Genomic DNA, 26,019 nt, shown 5'->3' with positions numbered 1-26,019 from the left:
CGGGGTGGTGTCCGCCGGCGCCGAGACGGTGTTACTTCGAGCTCTTGACGCTGAGCTTCGCCAGCGCGAGCGAGGAGTCGTCGCTGCCGGTGACGAAGGAGTCGGCGCCGGCGATGCGCGCGTTCCATGCGGACAGCGACTTGCGGTAGTCGATCAGGATGATCGGCGGATCCTGACTGAGCTTCTGGTAGAGCTCCGTGTAGATCTTCTGCCGCTCCTTCTGGTCGAACACCGAGACGCCCTTCTGGATGAGCTTCTGCACCTCGGCGTTCTTGTATCCGGTGACGTTGATCGCCGGGTCGTCGGTGCCGAACTCGCTGATCGCGTCATCGGGGTCGCTGAGCCCGTTGCTGCGGAAACCGGCGAGGTCGTAGTCGCCGTTGTTCAGCCGGTCGAACGCCGTGTTCGCGTCGAGGACCTCGGGCACGAAGTCGATGCCGAGTGCCGTGTAGTCCTGCTTCGCGATCGGGATGATCGGATCCTCGGTCTTCGTGGTGATGTAGGAGAGCGTCAGCGTGGCGCCGTCCTTGACCCGGATCCCGTCGGCTCCCTTCTTCCAGCCGGCCTCATCGAGGAGCGCACCGGCCTTCTTCGCGTCGAACCCGTATGCCGTCACGCCTTCGGTCGTGTACGACCACTGCGTCGGGGCGGCGAACACGTCCGCCACCTGGCCGAGGCCCTTGAACTTGGCGTCGACGATCTGCTGTCGGTCCAGGCCGTAGTAAAGGGCCTGGCGCACCTTGGTGTCGGCGAGGGCCGGCTTCTTGTTGTTCACCCAGATCGCGCCGTAGTCGGGCACCACGCGGGCGCGCACGCTCGCGAAGCCGAGGCCCTTGAGCTGCTCGAGCACGGCCGGGTCGCTGCCGAAGCCGCCCTGGTCGATGTCCCCGTTCTGGAAGTTCTGCAGCGCGGAGTCGCTGGAGATCACCTTGAAGATGAGGCGCGGGATCGCCGGCGTGCCGCCGTAATAGTGCTCGTTCGCGGTGTACCGGATCTCCTGGCCCTCGACGTACTGGTCGAGCGCGTAGGGGCCGGCGCCGAGCGGCTTGCCGTAGAGCGCCTTGAGGTAGTCGAGCTGCCCCTTGGCGTAGCCCTTGCCGTAGTACGCTTTCGAGATGACCTGGCCGCCGAGCGTGCGCAGGGCGAGTGGGTTCGGCTTCTCCGTGGTGATCGTGATGGTGGTCGGATCCTTGACGGCGATACCGCTCAGCGAGGTCGCGGAACCGGTGCGGAACTCGTCGGTGCCCTTGATCACGATCTTGCTGAAGTCCACGCCGCCGGCGTAGGACGGGTCGTTCAGCAGCGTCAGGGTGAACGCCACGTCATCCGCGGTCAGCGGCGAGCCGTCGCTGAAGGTGAGGCCGTCGCGCAGGTGGAACGTATAGGTGAGGTTGTCGTCCGACACGTCCCAGCTCTTCGCGAGGTCGGGCACGGGCTTGCCGGAGTCATCCGTCACGACGAGGGAGGCGAAGATCGGCTGCACGGCGTTGCCGTCCCAGCCGTTGTCGTAGAAGCCGGGGAGGAAGACGCCCCCGGGCTTGCTGATCGTGCTGACGAACGAGTCCGTGCGCGCGGTCGCGGCAGCGGGGCTCTTCGCCGGGTCCGTGGCGGGGTAGAGGTCGTCGCTGAGTTTGCTCAGATCCGCGTTGGTCGCGCCGGGCCCGGGTTCGGCCGTGGCCGCGCACCCTCCCAACAGGAGCATTCCGGCGAGTACCGCCGCCGTGCTCGCGATCGTTCTCCTCGTGAGTGCCATGTGTGCTCCTTGTGGGTTTGCTGGACGGCGATCAACAAGATCGGAGCCTAACCCCGCTTCTGGGATACCAGGGCGGTCAGGCCCGAAGATGTGGACGAGCTCCCGCGGCAGCAGCGGCGACGCGCCGCATGTAACAGTGCGACATGCGGGACCGTCCGTCCGCTCCTGCCGCAACGGCCCCGGCGGCTCAGCGCGCGCGCAGCAGATCGGCCCGTTCCGGGTGCGCGTCGAACCAGTCCGCGACGTACCAGCAGACGGCGTCGATGCGGCGGTCCCCGCGCGCCGCGATGTCGTCGACGGCGCCGGCCACGACGATCGCGGCATAGCCGGATCCGCGGAACGACGGGACGGTGTAGGCCCTCGTCAGCGCGATCGTGCGCCCGTCGTCGTGATAGTCGAGCACGCTCACCCGCACCCCGTCGCGCGTCAGCGTGTAGCGCGACGCATCGCCTTCTCGGGTGAGCACGAACCGGTCAGAGCTGGAAGAGATCCCCACCGTTTCACGCTACGCCCGCATTGTTCGACCGGGTCCGTTTTGACATGGGAGGTCACCATCGGTAATAATCGGCCCCATGACCACCAACGCACGCCCCTTGTCCGCCCAGGAGGCGAACGGGACGACCGGGATGATGATGCCCGGTTGCGTTGGCATGTGTTGCCGAATGTGTCGCTGAAGCCACAGAACTCTGTCTGACTCGCTCGTCGTGATCTTCGCGGGCTGAGTCTCCGAGCACCCATCCGCGTGCTCGTCTTCCGGCTCGCCGGTCACTTCGCAACACTCTCCGAGTCGCCGACCGACTCCTTCCTTTCAAGGACCCATCATCATGTCGAACACCGCCCTCCTCGAGCGTCCCGTCACCGTCTCCCCCGTCGCCGCGCCCCGTCTGCACGCCGTGCCGCGCACCCAGATCGACGCTCCGGCCCCCGCCGTCGACGCTCCACCGGCCCGCTCGCCCCGCGGCTTCGCCCTGTACGTCGGCCTCGACGAGCTGAAGGCCGCCACGAACGGCGTGAGCCTGCCCCTGCTCGTCGACGCCCTGCGCCGCACGCTCGCCGAGCTCGCCCCCGATGCCGAGACCCATGCCACGGTCGCCCTCGCCCCGCAGGGCACCGGCGGGCGCGACCTGGACGTCGTGCGCCTCGCCCTGCACGAGCCCGGCGCGATCGCCCGTTCCAAGGCTGAGGCCGAGGAGCGCGAGCCCGAGGACGGTGGCGGCGTCGTCGTCGACATCTCCCGCAAGCGCGTGCTGATCGACGGCGACTCCGCCGCGTTCACGTACAAGGAGTTCGAGTTGCTGCAGTACCTCGTCCTCCGCGAGGGCTCGACGATCGAGCGCAGCGAGCTCGTCGGCGCACTGTGGCAGACCTCTGACGAGGAGGCCCCCGGCGAGCGCACGATCGACGTGCACGTGCGTCGCCTGCGCGCCAAGCTCGGCCGCTACGAGGACATCGTCCGCACCGTCCGCGGCGTCGGCTACCGCTTCGACCGCCACGCGGACGTCGCGATCCGCTATGGCGTGGGCACCCCCTCCCCCGACCGGTTCTGAGTTCTGCGGTTCCGCGGTTCTGCGGTTCTGAGTTCCGCGGTTCTGAGTTCTGCGGCCTCACGCTTCTCTGCGGCCCCGGTCCTGCGCTCACTCCACCGGATCCTGCCGGTTGCACGGCTTGTTGACGCGGGGATCCCGTGCACTCGGTGACTTCCCGCACACTCGACGGATTCCCGCGCACGCGACGGATTCCCGCACACGCGACGGATTCCCGCACACTCGACAAGAGGTGAGCGGATCCGGCCGCAGAGACGCGGATCCCGATCCTGAGGCCCGCCTGTCGGCGCGCGGTTCTAGGGTGTTCCCATGACGCTCGCCGCGGATCCCGCCCCGCGCACCTGGCCCGTGCGCGAGAGCGCCTACCGCCCGAGCGGTCCGCTCGATCTGCAGGCGACGCTCGGCATCCTCGGACGCGGGCCGCGCGACCCCGCGTTCGCGCACGACGGCCCCGTGCTCTGGCTGACGCTGCGCACCGAGGCCGGCATCGCGACGCTCGCGCTGCGCGCCGGATCCGGCGAAGTGCGGGCGAGCGCCTGGGGACCCGGCGCCGGCGCCGCCCTCGGCCTCGTCCCGGCACTGTGCGGCGCGTCCGACGACCCCGACGGGTTCGACCCTTCCTCTCACCCGCTGCTCGCGGCGACCGCACAGCGCAATCCCGGCGTCCGCCTGACCCGCACGGGCGCGGTCTTCGACGCACTCGCCGGCGTCGTCCTCGAGCAGAAGGTCACCGGCCTGCAGGCCTACGGCGCCTGGCGCTCCCTCGTCACACGTTTCGGCGATCCCGCACCGGGCCCGGTCCCGCGCCCGATGGCCGTCGCCCCCGATGCGGCGGGCTGGCGCCGCATCCCGTCCTGGGCATGGCATCGCGTCGGCGTGGAACCGCCTCAGTCGCGCACGATCGTGGGAGCGGCCGAGCGCGCGTCCGGCATCGAGCGCGCCGTGCATGGTGCCCCGGACGGCCCCGCACGGGACAGGGTGCTCACGAGCCTGCCCGGGATCGGGCTGTGGACCGCGGCGGAGACTCGGATCCGCGCCCTCGGCGACCCCGATGCGGTGAGCGTCGGTGACTACCACCTCCCGCACGAGGTCGGCTTCGCGCTGACCGGGCGCCGCACCGACGACGCCGGGATGCTCGCACTGCTCGCACCATGGGCGGGGCACCGGCAGCGTGTGGTGCGCCTCATCCGGATGAGCGGCGCTCTGGAGCCCCGGCGCGGACCACGCCTGGCCCCGGAGGACCACCGGAAGCGATGAGCGCAATCTGTGCCATGCTGCGGGACCGCGATATCCGGCGCCCTCTCATCAACCCCTCCCGTCTATGCTGTTGAGCATGTGCTCCTCCTCCGGCGGCCTCTCCGGCGCCGATTACGCGATCCGCGACCGCCGCGCCTGACGGCGCGCCGTCGACCACGCCCGCGCGCCGTCACTCCGGACCATCGCACCCGGAGGACAGCGGCCCTCTGCGACGACCTTCTCTCGCATGCCCTCTTCCGGGTGCTCCCCCTCTCCCTGGAGCATCCATGCGCAACCGATCCGTCCACGGCGGCCGACACGAGCTCGGTCAGAACTTCCTCGTCCACCGCCCCACCGTTCGCACCATCATCGACCTCGTCGCCGCGACCGAGGGCCCGATCCTTGAGATCGGCGCCGGCGACGGCGCGCTGACGAAGCCGCTCGCACACCTCGGGCGCGCGCTGCGCGCGGTCGAGATCGACGAGCACAGAGCCGACGCCCTGCGCTCCGCCCTTCCCGGTGTCGATGTCCGCACCGCCGACGGACTGCGGATTCCACTCGATCACCCGGTGATCGTCGGGAACATCCCGTTCCATCTGACCACACCACTGCTGCGTCGGCTGCTCTCGTCCGGGACCTGGCGGCACGCGGTCCTGCTCACCCAGTGGGAAGTGGCGCGCAAACGCGCCGGGGTGGGCGGGATCACGATGATGACCGCGCAGAGCACCCCGTGGTTCACGTTCGCGCTGCGCGGCAGAATCCCCCGCAGCGCCTTCCGTCCAATGCCCTCCGTCGATGGAGGGATCCTCGATATCCGCCGACGTTCGGCGCCCCTGCTGCCGCCCTCCGCCCGGCGCCGATACGAGGCGTTCGTGCACCACTCGTTCACGGACCCCGGCCGCGACCTGCGCCAAGCCCTCGCGCACGGCGCGGCCCACGACCGCAGACACGCGGATCGCGCACTCGCCTCAGCGGGCATTCCCCGCGGCGCTCGTGCCCGTGACCTCGCCCCCGAGCAGTGGGCCTCGCTCTGGCGGTCGCTCGAGGTGGGCCGGTGACCCGTTCGGCGCCAGACCGCGAGCGGGCCCTTTCAGTGCCAGACGGCGAGCGGACCGTCGGGGCCGTCGATCACGGTGACGGGCGTCTCGAACACCTCCGTCAGCACCTCGCCCCGCATGATGTCAGCCACCGCGCCGAACGCGACGACCTCGCCGTCCTTCATGGCGCAGATCCGGTCGGCGTAGCGCGCGGCGAAGTTGATGTCGTGCAGCACCACGACCACGCTCTTGCCGAGTTCGTCCGAGATCCGCTGCAGATGCCGCATCATGCGCACCGCGTGCTTCATGTCGAGGTTGTTGAGCGGCTCGTCCAGCAGCACGGTACCGGTGTCCTGCGCGAGCACCATCGCGACGTAGGCGCGCTGGCGCTGCCCGCCGGAGAGCTCGTCGAGGTAGCGCTTCTCCAGCTCCCCCAGTTCGAGGAAGTCGATCGCGCGGCTCACCGCCTCCTCGTCCGCGCGCGTGAGCCGGCCGCGCGAATGCGGGAACCGGCCGAATCCGACGAGCTGGCGCACGGTCAGGCGCGTCACGAAGTGGTTCTCCTGGCGCAGGATCGAGACGACCGTGGCCAGGTCCTTCGACTTCGTGGTCCCGACGTCGAAGCCGGAGATCCGGATGGATCCCGCATCCATCCCGAGCAGGCGCCCGATCATCGTGAGCAGCGTCGACTTGCCGGCCCCGTTCGGGCCGATCAGGGCGGTCACCCCTCCGGCCGGGATCTCCAGATCGACCGGCCCGATCGCCACGCCGTCGCCCTTACCCGTCCGGTCGCCGTAGCGCTTCCGCACCCCCGCGATCGAGATCCCGCCCCCGCGACCGCTCCCGGTCTCGGTCTCGGTCTCGGTCTCCAGCTGACCGCGAGACTTCATCTGGGCGACGAGACTGCGCGCGCGAACCGCAGTCTCGTCGCGGAGTTGGAGTCTCGCGGTTCTGTCGTCGGCGCTCATAGGCGTCCCTTCCGGAGCAGGACGAGCAGGAAGACGGATCCGCCGACCAGCTCGATGATGATGGACACGGCGCCCTGCGCCGAGAAGAGGTGCTTCATCACGAAGTACGCGCCGCCCAGCACCGCGATCGCGGTGAGCACCGCGACGGGCAGCACGAGCCGATGGTCGTGCGTATCGGCGAGCTGATAGGCGAGCGTCGCGACGAGGAAGCCGAGGAACGTCATCGGCCCGACCAGCGCCGTCGAGGTCGCCATGAGCACGGCCACGAGCAGCAGCACCCGCAGCTGCTCGCGCCGGTGATCGACGCCGAGCGCGTTCGCCGCGTCGGGCCCGAGCGCCAGCACGTTCAGGCGGCGGGAGCGCAGGAACAGGAGCGCAGATGCGGCCAGGCACAGCGGGATCGCGAGCGGCAGATAGGAGGCGTCGGCGTTCGCGACGCTGCCGAACAGGCGCGCGGCGAGCACGTCGAACTCGCTCGGAGTGAGCAGTCGCTGCATGAATGTGGACACGGCGCCGAGCCCGCCGCCGATCACGATCCCGATCAGCAGCATCACGTGCATGCTGCCCCGCCGGCCGGACAGCAGCCAGCCGTAGAGCAGGACGGCGAATCCGGTCATCAGCACGATCTGCAGCGCGAACTGCGGCACGCCCTGCAGCGCCGTGACCCCGGCGGCGCCGAGCAGGAACACGGCCGTGGTCTGGATCGCCGTGTAGAGCGACTCGAACCCCATGATCGACGGGGTCACGATCCGGTTGTTCGCCGCGGTCTGGAAGGCGACGGTCGCGGTGGCCTGCGCGATCGCGACCACGAGGATCACCAGCACGCTCGTCACGCGCAGCTGCACGACCCGCCAGAAGCCCTCGGTGCCGAACGGCACGGGGTTGCCATGCACGAGCAGCCCGATCAGCGCCGCCGCCGCGAGCACCGTCAGCACGGCGATCACGAGGACGTACCGTCGCCGCGCGCGGACGGTCGGGAACGCGCCGGATGAGCGTTCGGTCAGCGGCATCGCGGGCGCCTGCGCCGGACTCAGCACCTCAGCCACGGGGACGCTGCCTCAGGATCAGCACGATGAACACCGCGGCCCCGACGAGGCCCAGCACGAGAGACACGGGCACCTCGAACGGCATGATGATGGTGCGTCCGATGAGGTCGCACACGGTCACCAGCCCCACCCCGAGCAGGCACACCCAGGGCAGGTTGCTGCGCAGGTCGTCGCCGCGGATCATCGACACCAGGTTCGGCACGATCAGCCCGACGAACGGCAGGTTGCCGACGACGACCGTGACGACTCCGGTGGTGGCGGCGATGAGCACGGTGCCGAGCAGGACGACCCTGCCGTGGTTCAGGCCCGCGTTCGTCGCGATCTCCTCGCCGAGCCCTGCGATCGTGAAGCGATCGGCCACGATGAAGACGATCACCCCGACGATCGCGACGATCCAGAGCAGCTCGTACTGCCCCCGCAGCACCGAGGTGAAGCTGCCCGCGAACCACACTCCGAGCGTCTGCAGGGTGTTGGTCGCGAGGGCGAGGTAGGTCGAGACGGATCCGACCACCGCACCCAGCATGATCCCCACGATCGGCACGATCAGAGAGGACCGCAGGGAGACCCGGCGCAGGAACGCGAAGAACACCAGCGTGCCGACGAAGGCGCAGAGCACCGCCCCGAGCATCCGCAGCGGGATGCTCGGGTGCGGCACCAGCACCGAGACGGCCAGGAGTCCCAGCCCCGCCCACTCCGTCGTGCCGGTGGTGGTCGGCTCGACGAAGCGGTTCTGGGTCAGCATCTGCATGACCAGGCCCGCCATCGCCATCGACGCTCCGGCGAGCACGAGCGCGGTCGTGCGCGGGATCCGCGTGATCGCGAACATCTCCGCGCCGTCGGCGGATCCGGTCACGTCATAGACGCCGACGAAGAGCGACAGCACGAGGAGCCCGCCGACGAGGAGGATGCCGACGAGCAGGGCGGGGTCGAAGAGCCGCGCCCTGCCCCGGACAGCAGCCGAGACGCTGTCCGGGGCGAGGCGGGTGAGCGGGATGTTCATGACCGGATCCGACGGGGCGTCAGCTCTTCTTCGCGCTCTTCTCGAGAGCGTCGGCGAAGGAGTTCAGGAACTTCGTGTAGGTCTGGATGCCCTCGTTGAGGTAGGTGTCGGTGGGCATGTAGACGACGCGCTTCTCCTGGATCGCGGTGACGGAGGCCAGAGCCTGGTTCTTCTCCAGGATGTCCGCGGCCTGCACGTAGGAGGCGTCGTCCTTCGCGAACACCGCGTCGCGGTCCATCACGAGGATCCAGGACGGGTTCGAGGCCGCGATCGCCTCGACCGAGATGTCGTCGCCCTTGTGGTTGTCGTCGGCGCCCTCGACCGACAGCGCGGGCTTGAGGCCCAGCATGTCGAACACCGGACCGAGCGTGCGGCCGACCTTCGGCGCGAGGTAGCCGATCTTACCGCCGGACGTGGTGACGGCCATCACGCCGGATCCGTCGTAGGCCTTCTCGGCGCGCTCCACTGCCTTGTCGAAGTCGTCGACGAGCTTCTTCGCCTCCTTCTCCTTGCCGAAGACCTCGCCGAGCACGGTGACCTGGCGCTTCAGCTCCGCGTCGAAGGGCTGTCCGTCGCGGGGGTCGAGCTCGAGGATGGTCGCGTCCGGGACGAGCGCGGCGAGCTTGTCGTGGTGCTGGGTGAATCGCTGCCCGTTCACGATGAGGTCCGGTGCGACGGCGACGACCGACTCGAGGTCGGGCTCCATGTGGGTGCCGAGGTCGATGATGCTCTTGTCCTTGACGTAGGAGACGGTCTCGGGCATGAGGGACACTGCGGCGGCCTTGACCGGGATGCCCCAGTCGGCGAGCGTCTGGAACGTGCGGTTGTCGGTGGCGACGACCGAAGCGGGAGGCGTGGAGATCGTGTGCTCGCCGTTGTTGTCCTCGACGGTCACGGTGCGGGCCCTCGCGCTTTCCGTGGGGGTCGCGGCGGGGCCGGAGGCGCAGCCGGCGAGGGCGACGACGGCGGCGAGGCCGAGCGCGGTGGCGGTGAGGATCCGAGGCACGGACATGGAGATGCTCCTGTTCTGCGGGATGTGCTGTGTGCGTTACCCCCCGTTGGAAGGTTAGGTTTACCTAACTTCAACCTGAGGCTCTACACAGGTTAGCCTTACCTTATGAACAACGCGAAATCCGGCTTCTCCCTGGCGCGACGCCCGCTCGAGCTGCGCTTCCGCACGCTGACCCTCGCCGCGCGCGAGTGGATCGCGCCCGATTTCGTGCGGGTGCGGCTGAGCGGATCCGACCTCGCCGGCTTCGATTCCCTGGGCGCGGACGACCACATGCGACTCTTCTTCGTGGACGCGCCGACCGACGCGGTCGAGGAGCTGCGCGCCGCGCCGAGCCGCGAGTACACGCCCCTCGCGTGGGGCGAGGACTGGCTCGATGTGGAGTTCGCCGTGCACGGAGATGAGGGCGTCGCCGCCCGCTGGGCCGCGACCGCGCCGCTCGGATCCGTCATCGGCGTCGGTGGTCCGCGCGGATCCCTGGTGCTGGAGGGCGAGCCAGACGGCTGGCTCCTCGCGGGCGACGAGACCGCGATCCCGGCGATCCGTCGCTTCGCCGCACGGATCGCCGCAGGCCTGCCCGCCCGCATCGCGATCGAGGTGCGCGGCGCGGAGCACGAGCTGGCTCTCGATGCACCGGTGCCGGTCGAGTGGATCCATCGTGGCGACGCCCCCTCGGGATCCGCCCTCGCCGAGTTCCTGGGCACGCTCGAGGACGCGGACCGTCCGGGCGAGACTCCGTTCGTCTTCGTCGCCGCCGAGTCGTCGATCGTGAAGCCGGGACGCGCCTTGCTCGAGCGCTGGGGCGTCGACACCGCGCACGCCATCGTGAAGGGCTACTGGAAGCGCGGCGAGGCCGAGTACCACGCGCCGCACTGACCGGTGCGGGCCGGTCTGGGGCCCGGTCTTCGGTCTTCGGTTCCGGGTCAGTCCTCATCCAGAACTGCGGCGACGGCCTCGATCTCGACCAGCTGGTCGTCGTAGCCCAGCACCGCGACGCCCATCAGCGTGCTGGGCACGTCGTGGGCGCCGAACGCGTCGCGCACCACGGCCCATGCGGCGACGAGGTCCGTCTGCCGAGCCGAGGCGACGAGAACGCGCGTGCTGATCACGTCGGTCAACGTCGCTCCGGCAGCCGCGAGCGCCGTCTTGAGGGTCTCGACGCAGGCGGCGGCTTGGCCGGCGTAGTCGCCGACCGCCGCCGTCGAGCCGTCGCGGTTCAGCGGGCAGGCGCCGGCGAGGAAGATCAGCCGCGCGTCCTTCGGCGCGGTGGCCGCGTAGGCGTATTGTGCGACGTCGGAGAGCTCTGCAGAGCGGATGAGGGTGACGGCGGTCATGCCCACAGTCTGTCGCAAAGGTTCGCCGGGCCCACGAGGCCACCGGGTCGGGCCACAGATCGATCCGCACCTCCGTGCCACGGATCCCGTTCTTCACAGATCACGTGATCGGCGACCACCGCCCCTGCGCCTCTGGCATGCTCGGACGAACGATGCGACGATGAGGGAGTGGGATTCATGAACGACGCGCAGACCTGGACGATGATCGGGGCCTTCACCGCCCTGATGTTCGGCATGATGACCATCGTCTCGACGCTCTTCATCCGCGTTCTGCGCGCGGAGATCGGCGGGCTCCGATCTGAGGTGAATGGCCGCCTAGACGCCATGAATACGCGCATGGACGGCCTCGACCGGGATGTCCAGGCGCTCGTCAAGCGCACCTTCGGCCTCGACCGGGACTGAGCCGCCGCGCACGGTCGGGCAGACTGGAGCGCATGCCCCTTTTCGATCACCTCGGCCTCACGGTCGATGACCTCGAGCGTGCCTTCGCCCAGTGGAACCCGGTGCTCACGGCCCTGGGGTGCACGCCCGAGGACGGCGAGCTGGAGGGCGGGATCGCCTGGTGGCGCGAGGGCGACACCGAGCTGATCCTCTACCGCGCGCCGGAACCGGGCGGCGAACCGCACCGGTACGGGCGGATCGGGTGGCAGCACCTCGCGTTCGCCGTGGACTCGCGCGCCGCAGTGGAACGCCTTCACGCGATCGCCGTCGACGCCGGTTGGACGACGGTGCGGCACCCGAAGGTCTTCACGCGCTTCTCGGATCGCTACTACGCGGCGTTCGTCGAGGACGACAACGGCATCCGGATCGAGTTCGTGCACAACCCTCCGCGCGAGCCTGCCGAGGGCTGAGACCCTGCCCGCTCCCGCCCGCCGCAGCTTCCTGCGGGGTTCGTGCTTTCCCGACTGCACGGCATCCTGACGAGCGCACGGGATCCGCACGCCAACATCCCGCGCATTGGACAGCAACCTGTGCGCTCGGCGAGAACCCGCGCTCGGCGAGAACCCGCGCTCGGCGAGAACCCGTGACCACACTCGCCAGCAACCCGTGCGTTCGCCGACGCCCGACACCCGCACCTCGCGCTTGTCCGCGGCATCCGCGATGCTGGGGGCATGGCCACTCTCGATCACCTCGGCATCAGCGTCGACCACGTGCCCGGCGCCTCCGCACAGTTCGATCCGGTGCTGAGCGCACTCGGGTACGACCGCAGGCACGACGCCCCCGATCTCGCGTACTGGCGGCAGGACGGCCTGCCCGAGATCCTGCTCTACCCCGCGCGCGACAATGCGGACGGTCCGCACGAGCACGGCCGCGTCGGCTGGCAGCACCTCGCGTTCGCCGTCGACTCCCGTGCCGAGGTCGATCGCGTGCATGACATCGCGCTCGACGCGGGCTGGAGGGCCGTGCGCCCGCCGAAGGAGTACCCGCGGTTCAGCGATCGCTACTACGCCTCGTTCGTCGAGGACGACAACGGCATCCGGATCGAGATCGTGCACAACCCGCCGCGGGACTCGTCAGAGGGCTGATCCGGCGACGAGCCCGAGGGCCGATCCGCGACACGCCATTGCCGATGTCGGAGGCCGGCTCCAGACTGATTTCGGCGCCGGTGCGGTGCCGTCGAACCGAGCACGGAGGACCCGTATGACCATCCTCAACCCTTACATCTCCTTCAGCGGCAACGCCCGCGAGGCGATGGAGTTCTATCAGGCGGCGCTGGGCGGTGACCTTCAGGTCATGACCTTCGGCGACATGCCCGGCATGGTGGAGGACGAGGCCGAAAAGGCTCTCGTCATGCACTCGATGCTGACCACGGCCGGCGGCCTGGTCCTGATGGCCTCCGACACCCCCGCGCACTACGAGTACAAGGCTCCGCAGGGCGTCTCGGTGTCGCTGAGCGGCACCGACGAGGCCGAGATCCGTGCCGCCTGGGACAAGCTGTTCGACGGAGCGACGGTCACGCAGGAGTTCGGCCCGGCGCCGTGGGGCGATCAGTTCGGCATGCTCACCGACCGGTTCGGCATCGACTGGATGTTCTCGGCGGGGCAGAGCCAGGCCTGACGCGGAGGTCCTCCGCCCGCGGAGTCAGCGCTCGGGCTCGACGGTCGCCCACTCGACGCCGTCGAGTCCGAGCTCGCCGGTCATGTCGCGCAGGAATCGGATGACGACCTCGCGCTCGTCCTCGGTCAAACGCGCGGCGGAGTGGAACCGGCGCGCCTGCTGACGACCCACGGTCTCCATCGCAGCGCGCTGCGTCTCCGGCGTGATGCTGATCGCGAGCGCCCGCCGGTCCGAGGGGTGCGCCGCGCGGGTGACATGCCCCCCGCGCTCCAGCCGGTCGAGCAGCTTGGTGGTCGACGCCGTCGAGATGCCGAGGTGCTGCGCGATCCCGCCCGGCGTCGCGACGGCCCCGCGATTCGCGCACACGATGAGGTAGTGCAGCGCACGCATGTCGGTCTCGTTGAGCTTCATGTACCGGCGGGACGCTTCGGCCAGGCGCTGCTCGGCGTCGCGCAGCGCACCGAGGGACGCCATCAGCTCGCCGATCTGGCGGATCGCGCTCGCGTCGACGCCGGCGCGGTCGAGCAGCACGCCCTCCGGGTCGCTCGCCTCGATGTCGTACACGGCGCCCGCTTCGACACCGTCGCGCGTCGACGCTCCGGCACCCGACACGAGCCCCCGCTCGCCCGCCTCGTCGCGCCGCTCCGTCATGCCGTCATGCTACACCGGCGATCTTTTCACGCTCGGATTATTACTTGCCAAGCTAGCGAATTGGATCTATCCTGCCGGAGACGGAAGGAAGCCGATGACCGCCCCGCAGCACGTCGCACGCCCGCACCGCCCCCGCCGCCTCCTGAGGATCCTCCTGCCCGCGCTGATCATCCTCGGCTGGCTGGTCGCGGCGTCGCTCGGCGGCCCTCTCTTCGGCAAGGTGGACGAGGTCTCCTCGAACGACCGCACCGCGTACCTCCCCTCCTCCTCGGACTCGGCCCGCGTGCAGGAGGTGCAGACCCGCTTCGCCGGCTCGGACGAGATCCCCGCGATCATCATCGCCGCATCTGACGACCCGCTCACGGATGCGCAACGCACCGCACTCGCTGACGCGGTCGCGGCGACGACCGGCATCGAGGGCGTCGGCGACGACGTCTCCCCCGCCCTGCCCTCGGACGACGGCAAGGCCGTGCAGGCGTTCGTGCCGATCCGCTCGGACGCCGACCTCGGCGACGTCGTGTCGGAGATCAGCGCATCCCTCGACAAGGCGGCGCCCGAGGGCGTGCACGTCTACATCACCGGGCCCGCCGGCTTCAGCGCCGACCTCGTCGCCGGCTTCGCGGGCATCGACGGGATCCTGCTCGGGGTGGCTCTGGCGGCCGTGTTCGTGATCCTCGTGCTCGTCTACCGCTCGCTGCTGCTGCCCGTCGTCGTGCTCCTGACGAGCCTGTTCGCGCTGTGCACCGCGCTCCTGCTGGTGTGGTGGCTCGCGAAGTGGGGCGTGCTGCTGCTCAGCGGACAGACCCAGGGCATCCTGTTCATCCTCGTGATCGGCGCCGCGACCGACTACGCGCTGCTGTTCGTCTCGCGCTTCCGTGAGGCTCTGCGCATCGAGCAGGACCGGGCGAAGGCCGTGCTCGCGGCGTGGAAGGGCGCCTTCGAGCCGATCCTCGCCTCGGGCGGCACCGTGATCGCGGGCCTGCTCTGCCTGCTGCTGAGCGACCTGAAGTCGAACAGCGCACTGGGCCCGGTCGCGGCGATCGGGATCGCGTTCGCGATGCTGTCCGCGCTCACCCTGCTCCCCGCCCTCCTCATGGCCTTCGGGCGCGCGGCGTTCTGGCCGCGCCGCCCCGTGTATGCGCCCGAGATCGTCGCGGCCGAGGGCGGCATGCCCGCGACCGGCGTGTGGGCGCGCCTCGCCGAGCTGATCCGGCGCCGCTCCCGGGTGATCTGGATCGCGACGACCCTGGTGCTCGCCATCGGCACGGTCGGGGTACTGCAGCTCGACGCCTCCGGCGTGCCGCAGTCCGACCTCGTGCTCGGCTCCTCGCAGGCCCGCGACGGGCAGACCGTGCTCGGCGAGCACTTCCCGGGCGGAACCGGCAGCCCGGTCCAGGTCGTGGTCTCTAAGGTTGCCTTGCAGAAGGCGGCCGACGTGCTGCTCGCGGACACCGGCATCGACGGCGTCACGGTGACCGCGAAGGACTCGCCGAGCGGATCCGCCCCCGTGACGAAGGACGGCATCCAGCCGGTCGGGCGTCCCGGTACTCCTACCCCCGATCCGACCGTGGTCGAGGGCGACGTGATGCTGCAGGGGACGCTCACCGCGGCCGCGGACTCGACGACCGCGGAGGACACGGTGCGCCGCCTCCGCACCGCGCTCGAGGGAACGGGCGCGGTCGTGGGCGGGGTCACCGCGACCGCGATCGACACGGACGACGCCTCGCTGCACGACCGCGCGCTGATCATCCCGGTGGTCCTCGTCGTGATCATGCTGATCCTGATGGTGCTGCTGCGCGCGATCGTCGCGCCCGTCCTGCTGATCGTGACGACCGTGCTGTCGTTCGGCACCGCGATGGGCGTCTCCGCGCTCGTCTTCAACGAGATCCTCCGCTTCCCTGGAGCGGATCCGGCCGTGCCGCTGTACGGCTTCGTCTTCCTCGTCGCGCTCGGGATCGACTACAACATCTTCCTCATGACGCGCGTGCGGGAGGAGAGCCGTCTCCACCGCACCCGCGAGGGCGTGCGCCGAGGGCTCGCGATCACCGGAGGTGTCATCACCTCGGCGGGTCTCGTGCTCGCGACGACCTTCGCGGCGCTCGCGGTGATCCCGATCCTGTTCCTCGCGCAGCTGGCCTTCATCGTGGCGTTCGGCGTGCTGCTGGACACCTTCGTGGTGCGGTCGCTGCTCGTGCCCGCCCTCGTGCACGACGTGGGCCGCGCGGTGTGGTGGCCGTCGAAGCTGTCGCGCGCGGAGCGCTGAGCGGAGCGCTGAGCGGGGCGCGCCCCAGGGCCGGGCGTCAGCCGATCGCGGGCTCCGTGGCGGCGGCGTGGCCGGCGCGATCGGTGAAGGCCTGCTTCGGGACGAAGAGCAGCAGGACGGCCGCGGCGAGCGCCGTCGCCCCGCACACGACCCACACCGTCACGTAGCCCGAGAAGGATCCGGCCGTGCCCTCGGCCGCGGCGGATCCGGCGACCGCATGCATGAGCGCGATCCCGAATACGCAGGAGGCGATCGCGCCGCCCACCGTCTTCACCGAGTTCGTGAGACCGGTCGCGACACCGGTCTGGGTGTGCGGTGCCGCCGACGCCGCGGCGGCGGGGAGCGCGGCGACGAGGGCGCCGGATCCGATCCCGACGATCACCATGTTCGTGATGACCTGCGCATAGGCGGAATGGAAGGGCAGGAACAGCAGGAACCCGATCCCCACGAGCACCGAGGCCCCGATGAGCGTGATCCGGGGCGTCACGAACCGCGCGATCTGCGGATAGCCGAGAGCGCCCGCGATCATCGCGACGAGGTAGACGCCGATGATCAGCGAGGTCGCGAACCCGGTGGTGCCGAGGCCGTAGCCGTAGACCGCCGGATCCGTCCGGGCGAAGGTCGACAGCGGCGCCTGGGCGCCGAGCACGCTCACGCCGAACAGGCCGGCCGTCAGGAACACCGGGCCGAGCGCGGGGCTGCGGAACATCCGCACATCGATGAGCGGATCCTGCTGGCGCAGCTCCCACAGGGCGAACGGCACGACGAGGAGCACGCCGAGGGCGATCACGATCCAGGACAGCGGGTTGGCGACGCCGCCCGGCAGGCGCAGCAGGCTGAGGCCGCCAGTCAGGCCGATGAGCGAGAGCGAGATCAGTACGAGCCCTGTCGTGTCGAAGACGCCGCCGGTCTTCTCCGGCGACTCCTTCACGCCGAACAGGATCACGAAGAAGCAGGCCGCGATGAGCACCGCGGGCACGAGCAGCACCGCCGTGAGCGGCAGCACGTCGACGAGCGCGCCGCCGACGAGCGCGCCGATGATCGCGCCGCCCTCGAGCGCGGCGACCAGGATGCCTGCCGCCTTGGCGGTGATCGCGGAGCTGCCCTCGATGCGCCGGGCGCGGGACCAGATCAGGGCGATCTCCAGCGGCAGCCACACGACGTAGAAGCCCATCATCGCCCAGGCCACGAGGAAGACGCCGAAGGTGGCGGTGAACGGCAGCACGAACGCGGCGACCGCCGTGATCGCGGTCGAGATCAGCAGCATGCGCTTGCGGCCGATCATGTCCCCGAGCTTCGCGAAGGCCGGCACCACCAGGGCCGACAGCATGAGCTGCGCGCCCTCGAACCAGTTCACGTCGGCGTCGTGGATGCCCAGGTGCCGCGCGATGTCGCTCAGCATCGGCGTGTAGTAGCCCTGCAGCACGCCGCTGGTGAACTCGACGAAGGCCAGGAATCCGATGACGGCGACCAGAGTGCCGAGTGTGGCGGTGCGCGTCATTGGCTGCTCCTCCGTGCGGTCCCGCGGTATCAGCGGGACATGGTGCGACCGGTCGAGAGGCTCGGCGATCGCAGCGGGTCAGCTCACTGTAGCCGCTCGATGAGCGCGCGATGGAACCGCTCCCCGCGCTCGAGCGCAGCGATCTCGACGCTCTCGTCCACACCGTGGATCGTGCCGCGCTGCGCGTTCGACATCTCGAGCGGCGCGAACCGGAAGACCGCCGGCGCGAAACGGTGGAAGTGCCGGGAGTCGGTCGCCTGCATCGTCACGTACGGCACGGCGGGGATCCCCGGGTGCGACACGGCGAGCGCCTCCGCGATGAGCGCGAACGGCGCCGTGTCCGTGGGCGATTCGGGCGAGGGATCGCTGCCTTCGAGCACCTCGACGGTCACGAGCGGATCCGCGATGCGCCGCCGCACGCGCGCGGTCGCGCTCTGCACGGTCTCGCCGAGGGCGATCCGCAGGTTCACGGTGGCCGAGGCCCGCGACGGCAGCACGTTCGCCGCGGTTCCGCCGGACTGCATCGTGGGGGCGACGGTCGTGCGCACGAGCGCGGCGGCCTCGCCGCCGAGCGCCGCGAACACCTGCGCCGACACCGGCGGGAGCGCCCCGAGCGTGCGCAGCAGCAGGCGCGCGGGACCCGAGGCCCCGCCGGACAGCTGCGTCAGCATGCGAGAGATCGCCCGCGGCGTGCGTGGACGGAAGGTGCCGGGGCCGAGCCGCTCGACGGCGCGCGCGATCCGGCGCACCGCGGTGAGCGGCGGCGGGGCCGAGGCGTGCCCGCCCTCGCCGCGTGCGGTGAGCGTCACCGTCATGACGCCCTTCTCGCCCACGCCGATCATGGCCGCACGCCCCGGCACGAACGGCAGCGGGGCATCGACCACCGCACCGCCCTCGTCGACGACGAGCCAGGGCACGATGCCGCGCTCCTTGAGCGAATCCGCGATCGCGATCGCCGCGGATCCGAACGTCTCCTCGTTGCCGCCGAAGGAGAGGTAGACGTCGCGGGCGGGCGTGAAGCCCTCGGCGAGCAGCGTCTCGACCGCCTCGAGGATCACGATGAGCGGGCCCTTGTCGTCCAGCGCCCCGCGACCGTAGACGAAACCGTTCTCGATCACGCCCGCGAAGGGCGGGTGCGTCCAGGCGTCTGACTCGTCGACGGGGACGACGTCGTAGTGCGCCATGAGCAGGAGCGGCCCGTCCGCCGCCTGCCGGCGCCCGGACCAGCGGAAGAGCAGCCCGAAGTCGGTATGCCGTTCGAGCGTCAACTCGGCGTGCACCCGGGGGTAGAGCTCGGCGATCAGGGCCACGAAGTCCTCGAACGGCGCGGATCCGCGCTCGTGCAGTTCGGCGGACACGGTGGGCAACTGGATCATCCGGGACAGGCGCTCGGCGATCCCGGGAACAGGGGCGTTCATCGTGGCCATGCTAACCGCGACCGCCGTCGCCGGTGTGCCGGTCCTTCCGGGTCGCGACCGCGGTGAGCAGTATTCCCCAGATCAGCTCGAACGCCATGACCGTGATCTGATACCAGACGGGCGCGGCACCCGGGGAGAGGAACTGCGTCCAGTCTCCGAGCCCATGCAGGAACGCAAGCGCCCAGACGGATCCGATCATCAGCCGGGCCCCCGCGAAGCACACGCCGAACGTCGTCGCGCCGAGCACCTGCCACCAGGTCTCGTCCCAGGTCCTGCCGAAGAACAGGCCGTTGCCGACGTGCCAGAGCCCGAACACGAGCGCGGTGGTGAGGACGCCGATCCAGGGATGGCGTCGCATCACCGCCCCGAGCGCGAGCCCGCGCGCCGCGGTCTCCTCGGAGATCCCCACGGCGAGCATGCCCGCGGCCATGCTGAGCATCATCCCCGCGGTGCCGACGAGGCCCGGCACACCGGTCTTCCCGATCCAGATGTAGGAGAGCTGGATCGCGAGCACCGGCAGCAGCCAGCCGAATGCCTCGACGCGACCCGCACGCCAGCCGGCGAGATCCCGGATCGGCTGCCGCTGCCACCATCCCGCTCGCCGCAGCAGCAGCGCCACCGCGAGCGAGACCGCGAGACTGAGCCCGTTGGTGAGCACGACCCCCAGCTGCGGGAACCATCCCGGCTGCAGGGCGGGCATCGGAATCGATCCGAATCCGTACGTCGTGACCCACCACGCGAGCATCACGAGGGCGGCGCCGGCCCACGGCCGCCAGCCGGTCGCGGGGGATGAGGTCACGGCCGCAACGCTACCGGGCCCGCCCCGCGTGCGGCACCTGCTCTTAGGCTGGCTCCATGACCACTCCGCACTCGTCCTCCGCAGCATCCCGCCCGCAGGCCGTCATCAGCGGCGGCGGAACCGGCATCGGGCTCGCCTCGGCGCTGCGCCTCGCGCGCGACGGCTTCGACCTCGTGCTCCTCGGGCGCCGTGAGGCGGTCCTGCAGGAGGCGGCCGACCGCATCAGCGCGCAGGCCCCGGACGCCCGCGTGCAGAGGATCGTCGCGGACCTGCAGGATCCCGATGCGGTCGAGCGCGCGGCCGGCGAGATCGTCGGAGACGTCGACGTGCTGCTCAACAATGCGGGCGGCAACGTGCTGGACCGCGGCGAGGGCCTCGCCGGCATCGCCGCCAACTACGAGGCCAACATGCGCCTGAACGTGCTCACCGCTGTGCTGCTGACCGAGGCGCTGCTCCCCCGCATCACGCGGCCGGGCGGCCGGATCATCTCGATCAGCTCGATCGCGGCACTCCGCGGCGCGAACGGCTACGGTGCGGCCAAGGCCGCGATCCACGGCTGGATGATGGGGCTCGCTGCCGAACTCGCCGCCGAGGGCGTCACGGTCAACGCGGTCGCGCCGGGGTATGTGCCCGACACCGGATTCTGGGACGGACGGCGCACGCCGGACATCGTGTCGTCGCGACTCGCGCAGGTGCCGATGAATCGCGCGGGGACGCCGGACGAGGTCGCCGGCGCCGTTTCCTACCTCGCCGGTCCCGAGGGCGGCTGGACCACCGGGCAGATCATCCAGGTGAACGGCGGCGCACTCTTCGGCCGGGGCTGAGGCCCGCCGCGCGCGGGCCTGCTTTCACGCCCGCGACCGCGCTTTCGCCTTTCACACGCGCCGTCACGCCCGCCGCGTATAGCGATGCTCCGGACGGCCGGTCGCACCGTAGCGGAGCCGCACCTCGACGGCGTCGCGTTCGGCGAGAGCGGCGAGGTGCCGCTGCGCGGTGGCGCGGGAGATCCCCACGCGCTCTCCGATCTCCGCAGCCGAGGCCTCGTCCTCGCCCAGGGCGGCGAGCACGACCTGCTCGGTCGCGGACCGCGAGGCCGATGCGGCCTCTCCGGATCCGTGCAGGATCGCGAGCGCGCGATCGAGGTCCTTCTGCGCCAGGGCACGATCGCCCGAGAGCAGGTTGCGGAAGCGCGCGTAGCGATCGAGAGCGCCGACGAGGGCGCGCGGCTCGAAGGGCTTGATCAGGTAGGCGTGCGCGCCCGAGCGCAGCGCACGCCGCACGGTCGCCGGATCGTCGGCCGCGGACACGACGATCGCATCCACGCCGGCCTCGCGGACGAGTCCGATCCCGTCGCCGTCGGGCAGATAGACGTCGGCGACGAGCAGGTCGGGCGCAAGATCGCGGACGGCCGCCCTGGCCTCCGCGATCGTGCGCACGGGCTCCAGCGCGACGAAGCCGGGGCGGTCGCCGACGATGGCCTGATGCAGGCGACCGACCCGGAAGTCGTCGTCCAGTACGAGGGTGCGGATCGGATCCGTCATCTGCTCTCTTCCTTCTCCGGATTCTCCGGCCTACGCCCTGCCCGCCCGCGTCCCCCGTCGGAATCCGCGCGGCCGACCTCTCCGACAGGCGCGATCACGCCGTCGAGGCGCGCCGCGAAGACCGCCCCGTGGGCGTCGCCGCCGCGGTCGATGATCCAGAGATCGCCGCCTCCGCGACGGGCGATCTCCCGGGACAGGGGCAGGCCCAGCCCGTGGCCGTGCACCGCGCCGGCGTCGTCCGCGGGTCCCGCAGCGTCGGGCTCCTCGACGGGCGCCGCATCGAGTCCCGCCCCCGAATCCGCGACCGTGACGACGAGGGCGTCACCGTCGTCGAGCACGGCGACCTCGACCCAGCGCGGTGCATCTGCGGCGACGGCCGCGGTCACCGCGTTGTCGACGAGGTTGCCGAGCACCGCGGCGACGTCCTCGGCCGCGACCACCGCACCCCGCAGGTGCGTGTCCTCCGCGATCCGCAGCGTCACTCCGCGCTCGGACGCCTCGAGCGCCTTGGCCCCCAGGAAGGACTGCAGGAACGGATCGCTCAGCCGTTCCCGCCCCGCCATCGGGAAGTCCACGGAGCCGCGCTGCATGAGCTCGGCGAGGAACTCCCGGGCGTCCTGCACGCGCCCCGCATCGATGAGCCCGGCAGCGACGTGGATCCGGTTGGCGAACTCGTGGCGCTGCACGCGCAGGGCGGCGGTCATCGTGCGCACGCTCTCCAGCCGCTCCGAGAGCGCGATGAGCTCGGTGCGATCGCGGATCACGGCCACGGTGCCGAGCGCGCGCCCTCCACGCTCGACCGGGCGCGTGTCGAGGTAGAGCACCCGCTCCCCGAGCACGACCTCGGAGAGCGCCCGTCCTCCGGACGCCGCGTCGCGCACCGCGTCGGGAAGGCCGGTCAGCCCCAGCGGCACGCCGACGAGGTCCTGCACGCCGACGAGGTCGTGCACGCCGACGAGGTCGTGCACGCCGAGCAGGCGCTCGGCGGCGGCGTTGCACACGCGCACAATCCCGTCCTGGTCGACCGCGAGCACGCCGTCGTCCACTCCGTCCAGCACAGCGGTCTGGTTCTGCACGAGCGCGACCAGCTCCTCCGGCTGCACGCCGAGGGTGAGCCGCTCCCAGCGACGGCGCAGCATGAGCGCGGCGATGCCCGCCAGCAGCAGCGATCCCGCGGCGGCGATGCCGATCACGGCCAGCAGCGGCGGCAGATCGTCGAAGACTCCTGCGCGCGCGAAACCGACGCTCACCTCGCCGACCGGTGTGCCTCCGTCGTCCCGCACGGGCACCTTCGCCCGCGCCGAATCCCCCAGCGTTCCGGTCTCCCAGTCGACGACCTCGTGCCCGGCGAGCACGTCCTGATACGGGGTGCTCACCTCCTGCCCGAGGCGATCCGGATCCGGATGCGCGAGACGGATCCCGTGATCGTCGGTGATCACGACGAACAGGGCTCCGGTGCGCGAGGCGATCGCGGTCGCCGTGCGCTGCAGCACTCCGGCCTGCAGGTCGGCCGCCGGTGGTGTGCCCGGCTCGGCCGAGGCGCGGGCGACCTCCGCGCGGACCTCCGGATCCTCCGCGAGCGTGCGCGCGATCCCGAGCGCGGAGGACTCGGCCTCGGCGCGGAGCTGCTGCACGGCCAGGACGAGGTAGACCCCGGTGCACAGCGCGACCACGAGCACGACCGTCGCGAACTGCAGGAGGAGGGTCCGCGTCGCGAACCGCACCCGACGCGTCAGGGGCATCCGTCCTCCTTGAGCAATATGCGCAGAAGTCACGCTACGCGCACAACGCGGGGAATGCGACTTACCGGGGCGGACGCGCGCGTCGCCCCTAGTGTCGGCGAAGTCCGTCGACGACGACAGGCGGATGACGAAGGAGTCAGCTCATGCCCACGGTGCTCACCGGTCTGCTCGCTGCGGCCGAGGACAAGCCCACGTACGACATCGCTTTCGCGCCGCCGGAATGGGTTCTGGTGATCCTCGGCTTCGTGATGGTGCTGGTCTTCATGACGCTGATCATGACCAAGCGCCTCACTCCGATGGTCGCGCTGATCCTGGTCCCCACCGCGTTCGGCCTCTTCGCCGGTGCGGGACTGGGTCTCGGCGACATGATCCTCGACGCGATCGGCAAGATGGCGCCGACCGCCGCGCTGCTGATGTTCGCGATCATGTTCTTCGGCATCATGATCGACGTCGGCCTGTTCGACCCGCTGATCCGCGTGATCACCCGCGTGCTGGGCGACGATCCGGCCAAGGTCGTCCTGGGCACCGCCCTGCTCGCCGGTGCGGTGTCGCTGGACGGCGACGGATCCACGACGTTCATCATCACCACCTCGGCGATGCTGCCGATCTATCTGCGCCTCGGCATGAACCCGGTGGTGCTCACGTGCGTGGCCGGCCTCATGAACGGCACGCTCAACATCGTGCCGTGGGGCGGCCCCACCGTGCGCGCCGCGACCGCGCTGAGCCTGCAGCCCACCGACGTGTTCGTGCCGATGCTGCCCTCGCTCGGGGTCGGCCTGCTCGTCGCCCTCGGCTTCGCCTGGATGCTCGGCCTGCAGGAGCGGCGCCGGCTCGGCGCGCTCGACGGGAGCCGCCTGACCGGCACCGCCGAGGGCGGTCTGCTGGCGGCGTTCCCCGCGATCTTCCGCGGTGCCGACGCCAAGCCGGGTGCTCGCGCTTCGCTGCGCACGGGCAACATCGTCACGGTCGCGCACGGTCACGGACCTGTCGCCGCCGCCGGGGTGGATCCGGCCGACACCGCGATGGCCGACACCATGCTCGACCCGAACCGGCCCACGCTGCGCCCGAGGCTGATCTGGTTCAACCTCGCCCTCACGATCGCCGTGATGGTCCTGCTCGTGATCGACGTCATGCCGCTGCCGTACGTGTTCATGGTCGGTGCCGCGGTCGCGCTGCTCGTGAACTTCCGCAAGCTCAAGGATCAGGCGTCCGAGATCGTCGCGCACGCGCCGAGCATCGTCGGCGTCGTCTCCATGGTGATCGCCGCGGGCGTGCTCGTCGGCGTGCTGAGCGGCACCGGCATGGTCGATGCGATGGCGAACTGGATCACCACCGTCCTGCCGCCGCAGCTCGGCCCGTTCCTCGCGCCGATCACGGGGGTGCTGTCGATCCCGTTCACGTTCCTGATGTCGAACGACGCGTTCTACTTCGGCATCCTGCCGGTCCTGTCCGAGAGCGCCGCGCACTTCGGCATCGATCCGGTCGAGATGGCCCGTGCGTCCATCACCGGCCAGCCCGTGCACCTGCAGAGCCCTCTGGTCCCGGCGATCCTGCTCCTGGTCTCGCTCGCGAGCGTGAACCTCGGCGATCATCACCGCAAGGTACTGTGGCGCGCCCTCGTGGTCTCGCTCGTGATGCTCGCGGTCGGGATCCTGACCGGAGCGATCCCGTTCTTCGTCGCGCCGTGATCCTCAGGGTGGTCCCGAGGCGGTGATCCTGAGGCTGTGATCGTCGCGCCGTGATCCTCAGTCCGTGATCCTCAGTCCGTGTTCCTCAGTCCGTGATCGTCGCGCGGTGATCCTCACGCCGTGATCCTCAGGCAACGGCGCGGGGTTCGAGCGGATCCATCTCGACGAACATCACCCGGGGTGGTGGCGCGTCGGTGTGCTCGACGCCTGCGGGAGTGATCCACACGATGACGCCGCCCGCCCTCTGCTCGGCGGCCCATCGCCAGCGGGCATCCACGTCCGGATGCTTCAGTGCGTGGTGGGTCTCGCAGAGGCAGGCGAGGTTGCAGGGGTCGGTGGGGCCGCCTCGGGCGAAATCGTGATTGTGGTCGATCTGGGATCGCCGGGCCGGCTGCCTGCAGCCCGGGAATCGGCAGGTGCGATCCCGCGCTCGAAGCTGTCGCCTGACCGGCTCGGGAACCCGGTACGGGCTGGTGCGGACGACCCTGCCCTGCGGGTCGAGTTCGAGTCGCTCCCAGCTGAACGCCGCGGCGGCAAGGCGGCGGGCGAGGTCCGGATCCATCGGGCCTCGCCCATCGAGCTCCGCCATGCGTTCGTCCCGACCGAGGAGCGTGGACTCCGCGACCGTGATCTGCACGGTCGCTCGGAGGGACGTGACGATGTCGGCGTCATCGGCGACACGGCCGGTGAGCACCTTCAGCAGGAAGCGATCGAACCGCACCTGATCCAGCCGCCGTCCGTCGCCGGGCCGGCCCTCATCCCCCGGCTCACGACTCTCCTGCGTGGCCGCATCGCGGATCGCCCGCGCCTCCTGCGTGAGCAGGTCGTACGCCGCGTGGATGAGTGCCGCGGGACCCGTCGCGTGCATCGTCGCCTGCCCCACGCCATCGTCGGTCACGGTCACGGTCACGGCGCGGTCGTCGTGGGCCCGTCGATGCGCGTCGGTCAGTGCGATCGGGGCAACGGCGGCGGCCACGGATTCGGCGAAGGCCTTCGTGCGCGCCCGGGACTCGACCTGCGCGAACGGCACGACCTGCGCTTCATACTCGGCGAGCGCGGAGGAGTCATCGTGGGGGATGTCGGCAGCGGCTTCGATGACGACTTCCACGTGGGCGAGGGACACGTCTCCCACCTCCAGAGCGGCGCGGGCGCCCGGGAACCGCTCGTGCAGAACGTGGCCGGTCGCGAGCATCTTCGCCGCGGCGTAGCGGGACAGATGCAGCCCCGCCGCGAGCTCGGAGATCATCGAGCGCTCCGCCTGGTCGAATCCGGCAGATCCGGCCGGGACCTCCTCGAGCAGCAGCGCCACCCTCTCGTGCGCAAGGGCCGCCTGTCGCACCTGCATCCGCGCGACCTCACGCCCCAGCTCCGCGCACTCGGCCACGATCTCCGCGCTGCGGCGGAGGTAGTGATCGAGAGGCTTGTCCATGC

Annotated in this window: 25 protein-coding genes; 11 read left to right on the top strand and 14 right to left on the bottom strand. The window is 70.6% G+C overall.

Features of this window, described 5'->3' with window-relative positions; all coding sequences use genetic code 11:
• Positions 1-31: 31 nt before the first annotated feature.
• Positions 32-1,753 (bottom strand): ABC transporter substrate-binding protein, encoded by a 1,722-nt coding sequence (locus ACFC1J_RS16805; RefSeq protein WP_375908620.1) that lies wholly within the window; start codon positions 1,751-1,753, stop codon positions 32-34.
• A 187-nt stretch (positions 1,754-1,940) separates the two neighbouring features.
• Positions 1,941-2,249, bottom strand: coding sequence for a GNAT family N-acetyltransferase (locus ACFC1J_RS16800; RefSeq protein WP_375908617.1), 309 nt, complete (start codon positions 2,247-2,249; stop codon positions 1,941-1,943).
• A 328-nt stretch (positions 2,250-2,577) separates the two neighbouring features.
• Here ACFC1J_RS16800 and ACFC1J_RS16795 point away from each other — a divergent pair, with 328 nt between their 5' ends.
• The 3 genes from ACFC1J_RS16795 (at position 2,578) to erm (ending at position 5,591) form a co-directional block, all read left to right on the top strand.
• Complete coding sequence (locus ACFC1J_RS16795) at positions 2,578-3,300, top strand: winged helix-turn-helix domain-containing protein (protein ID WP_292714876.1); 723 nt, start codon at positions 2,578-2,580, stop codon at positions 3,298-3,300.
• 306 nt (positions 3,301-3,606) lie between these two features.
• Positions 3,607-4,554 (top strand): DNA-3-methyladenine glycosylase family protein, encoded by a 948-nt coding sequence (locus ACFC1J_RS16790; protein WP_375908614.1) that lies wholly within the window; start codon positions 3,607-3,609, stop codon positions 4,552-4,554.
• A 266-nt stretch (positions 4,555-4,820) separates the two neighbouring features.
• The gene (gene erm / locus ACFC1J_RS16785; RefSeq protein WP_375908611.1) at positions 4,821-5,591 is read left to right on the top strand and encodes a 23S ribosomal RNA methyltransferase Erm; all 771 of its coding nucleotides are present in this window, start codon (positions 4,821-4,823) and stop codon (positions 5,589-5,591) included.
• Positions 5,592-5,623: 32 nt separating this feature from the next.
• On the opposite strand, the gene ACFC1J_RS16780 is transcribed toward erm, so the two are convergent.
• The 4 genes from ACFC1J_RS16780 to ACFC1J_RS16765 all read right to left on the bottom strand — a co-directional run bounded on the left by ACFC1J_RS16780 (position 5,624) and on the right by ACFC1J_RS16765 (position 9,596).
• On the bottom strand, positions 5,624-6,460 hold the full coding sequence (locus ACFC1J_RS16780) for an ABC transporter ATP-binding protein (protein ID WP_375908608.1): 837 nt from the start codon (positions 6,458-6,460) through the stop codon (positions 5,624-5,626).
• A gap of 74 nt (positions 6,461-6,534) precedes the next feature.
• Positions 6,535-7,548 (bottom strand): iron chelate uptake ABC transporter family permease subunit, encoded by a 1,014-nt coding sequence (locus ACFC1J_RS16775; protein ID WP_375908605.1) that lies wholly within the window; start codon positions 7,546-7,548, stop codon positions 6,535-6,537.
• A gap of 28 nt (positions 7,549-7,576) precedes the next feature.
• Positions 7,577-8,584 (bottom strand): ABC transporter permease, encoded by a 1,008-nt coding sequence (locus ACFC1J_RS16770; RefSeq protein WP_375908602.1) that lies wholly within the window; start codon positions 8,582-8,584, stop codon positions 7,577-7,579.
• A 19-nt stretch (positions 8,585-8,603) separates the two neighbouring features.
• Positions 8,604-9,596 carry a siderophore ABC transporter substrate-binding protein gene (locus tag ACFC1J_RS16765; protein WP_375908599.1) on the bottom strand — a complete coding sequence of 331 codons (993 nt, stop codon included), beginning with the start codon at positions 9,594-9,596 and terminating at the stop codon, positions 8,604-8,606.
• Between the two features lie 105 nt (positions 9,597-9,701).
• Between ACFC1J_RS16765 and ACFC1J_RS16760 the strand changes: the two genes are divergently transcribed.
• Complete coding sequence (locus tag ACFC1J_RS16760; RefSeq protein ID WP_375908596.1) at positions 9,702-10,469, top strand: siderophore-interacting protein; 768 nt, start codon at positions 9,702-9,704, stop codon at positions 10,467-10,469.
• A gap of 47 nt (positions 10,470-10,516) precedes the next feature.
• Here ACFC1J_RS16760 and ACFC1J_RS16755 read toward each other — a convergent pair whose 3' ends face one another.
• The gene (locus ACFC1J_RS16755) at positions 10,517-10,927 is read right to left on the bottom strand and encodes a RidA family protein (protein ID WP_375908593.1); all 411 of its coding nucleotides are present in this window, start codon (positions 10,925-10,927) and stop codon (positions 10,517-10,519) included.
• Between the two features lie 177 nt (positions 10,928-11,104).
• Here ACFC1J_RS16755 and ACFC1J_RS16750 point away from each other — a divergent pair, with 177 nt between their 5' ends.
• The 4 genes from ACFC1J_RS16750 (at position 11,105) to ACFC1J_RS16735 (ending at position 12,985) form a co-directional block, all read left to right on the top strand.
• The gene (locus ACFC1J_RS16750; RefSeq protein ID WP_375908590.1) at positions 11,105-11,329 is read left to right on the top strand and encodes a hypothetical protein; all 225 of its coding nucleotides are present in this window, start codon (positions 11,105-11,107) and stop codon (positions 11,327-11,329) included.
• A gap of 32 nt (positions 11,330-11,361) precedes the next feature.
• A complete protein-coding gene (locus tag ACFC1J_RS16745; protein WP_375908588.1) occupies positions 11,362-11,778 on the top strand; it encodes a VOC family protein in 417 nt (138 codons plus the stop codon).
• 261 nt (positions 11,779-12,039) lie between these two features.
• Positions 12,040-12,453 carry a VOC family protein gene (locus tag ACFC1J_RS16740; protein WP_375908585.1) on the top strand — a complete coding sequence of 138 codons (414 nt, stop codon included), beginning with the start codon at positions 12,040-12,042 and terminating at the stop codon, positions 12,451-12,453.
• A gap of 115 nt (positions 12,454-12,568) precedes the next feature.
• A complete protein-coding gene (locus tag ACFC1J_RS16735) occupies positions 12,569-12,985 on the top strand; it encodes a VOC family protein (RefSeq protein ID WP_375908582.1) in 417 nt (138 codons plus the stop codon).
• A gap of 24 nt (positions 12,986-13,009) precedes the next feature.
• On the opposite strand, the gene ACFC1J_RS16730 is transcribed toward ACFC1J_RS16735, so the two are convergent.
• Positions 13,010-13,636: a MarR family winged helix-turn-helix transcriptional regulator gene (locus ACFC1J_RS16730; RefSeq protein ID WP_375908579.1), complete on the bottom strand. Its 627-nt coding sequence runs from the start codon at positions 13,634-13,636 to the stop codon at positions 13,010-13,012.
• A gap of 94 nt (positions 13,637-13,730) precedes the next feature.
• On the opposite strand from ACFC1J_RS16730, the gene ACFC1J_RS16725 reads away from it, so the two are divergent.
• Positions 13,731-15,899 carry an MMPL family transporter gene (locus ACFC1J_RS16725; RefSeq protein WP_375908576.1) on the top strand — a complete coding sequence of 723 codons (2,169 nt, stop codon included), beginning with the start codon at positions 13,731-13,733 and terminating at the stop codon, positions 15,897-15,899.
• A 37-nt stretch (positions 15,900-15,936) separates the two neighbouring features.
• Here ACFC1J_RS16725 and ACFC1J_RS16720 read toward each other — a convergent pair whose 3' ends face one another.
• The 3 genes from ACFC1J_RS16720 to ACFC1J_RS16710 form a co-directional block, all read right to left on the bottom strand.
• Positions 15,937-17,400, bottom strand: a complete 1,464-nt coding sequence (locus ACFC1J_RS16720) for an MFS transporter (RefSeq protein WP_375908573.1) — start codon at positions 17,398-17,400, stop codon at positions 15,937-15,939.
• An 83-nt stretch (positions 17,401-17,483) separates the two neighbouring features.
• Positions 17,484-18,818, bottom strand: coding sequence for a M20/M25/M40 family metallo-hydrolase (locus ACFC1J_RS16715; RefSeq protein ID WP_375908570.1), 1,335 nt, complete (start codon positions 18,816-18,818; stop codon positions 17,484-17,486).
• Positions 18,819-18,828: 10 nt separating this feature from the next.
• Entirely contained in the window at positions 18,829-19,617 is a 789-nt protein-coding gene (locus ACFC1J_RS16710) for a lysostaphin resistance A-like protein (RefSeq protein ID WP_375908567.1), read from the bottom strand.
• Between the two features lie 56 nt (positions 19,618-19,673).
• Here ACFC1J_RS16710 and ACFC1J_RS16705 point away from each other — a divergent pair, with 56 nt between their 5' ends.
• Complete coding sequence (locus ACFC1J_RS16705) at positions 19,674-20,441, top strand: SDR family NAD(P)-dependent oxidoreductase (protein ID WP_375908564.1); 768 nt, start codon at positions 19,674-19,676, stop codon at positions 20,439-20,441.
• A gap of 63 nt (positions 20,442-20,504) precedes the next feature.
• Here the strand turns inward: ACFC1J_RS16705 and ACFC1J_RS16700 are convergent, their stop codons facing one another.
• Together ACFC1J_RS16700 and ACFC1J_RS16695 are read right to left on the bottom strand one after the other, a co-directional pair.
• Complete coding sequence (locus ACFC1J_RS16700) at positions 20,505-21,158, bottom strand: response regulator (protein ID WP_375908561.1); 654 nt, start codon at positions 21,156-21,158, stop codon at positions 20,505-20,507.
• The gene (locus ACFC1J_RS16695; protein ID WP_375908558.1) at positions 21,155-22,900 is read right to left on the bottom strand and encodes an ATP-binding protein; all 1,746 of its coding nucleotides are present in this window, start codon (positions 22,898-22,900) and stop codon (positions 21,155-21,157) included. The genes ACFC1J_RS16700 and ACFC1J_RS16695 overlap by 4 nt, the downstream gene beginning before the upstream one ends.
• A gap of 143 nt (positions 22,901-23,043) precedes the next feature.
• Between ACFC1J_RS16695 and ACFC1J_RS16690 the strand changes: the two genes are divergently transcribed.
• Positions 23,044-24,588, top strand: coding sequence for a CitMHS family transporter (locus tag ACFC1J_RS16690; RefSeq protein ID WP_375908555.1), 1,545 nt, complete (start codon positions 23,044-23,046; stop codon positions 24,586-24,588).
• Between the two features lie 127 nt (positions 24,589-24,715).
• Here the strand turns inward: ACFC1J_RS16690 and ACFC1J_RS16685 are convergent, their stop codons facing one another.
• The gene (locus tag ACFC1J_RS16685; protein WP_375908552.1) at positions 24,716-26,017 is read right to left on the bottom strand and encodes a DUF222 domain-containing protein; all 1,302 of its coding nucleotides are present in this window, start codon (positions 26,015-26,017) and stop codon (positions 24,716-24,718) included.
• Between the last annotated feature and the right edge of the window lie 2 nt (positions 26,018-26,019).

The organism is Microbacterium sp. NPDC056052 (assembly GCF_042266785.1).
Lineage (GTDB): Bacteria > Actinomycetota > Actinomycetes > Actinomycetales > Microbacteriaceae > Microbacterium.
Note: the sequence above shows the minus strand (reverse complement) of the source record. Positions and strands in the feature narration are given on the sequence as shown.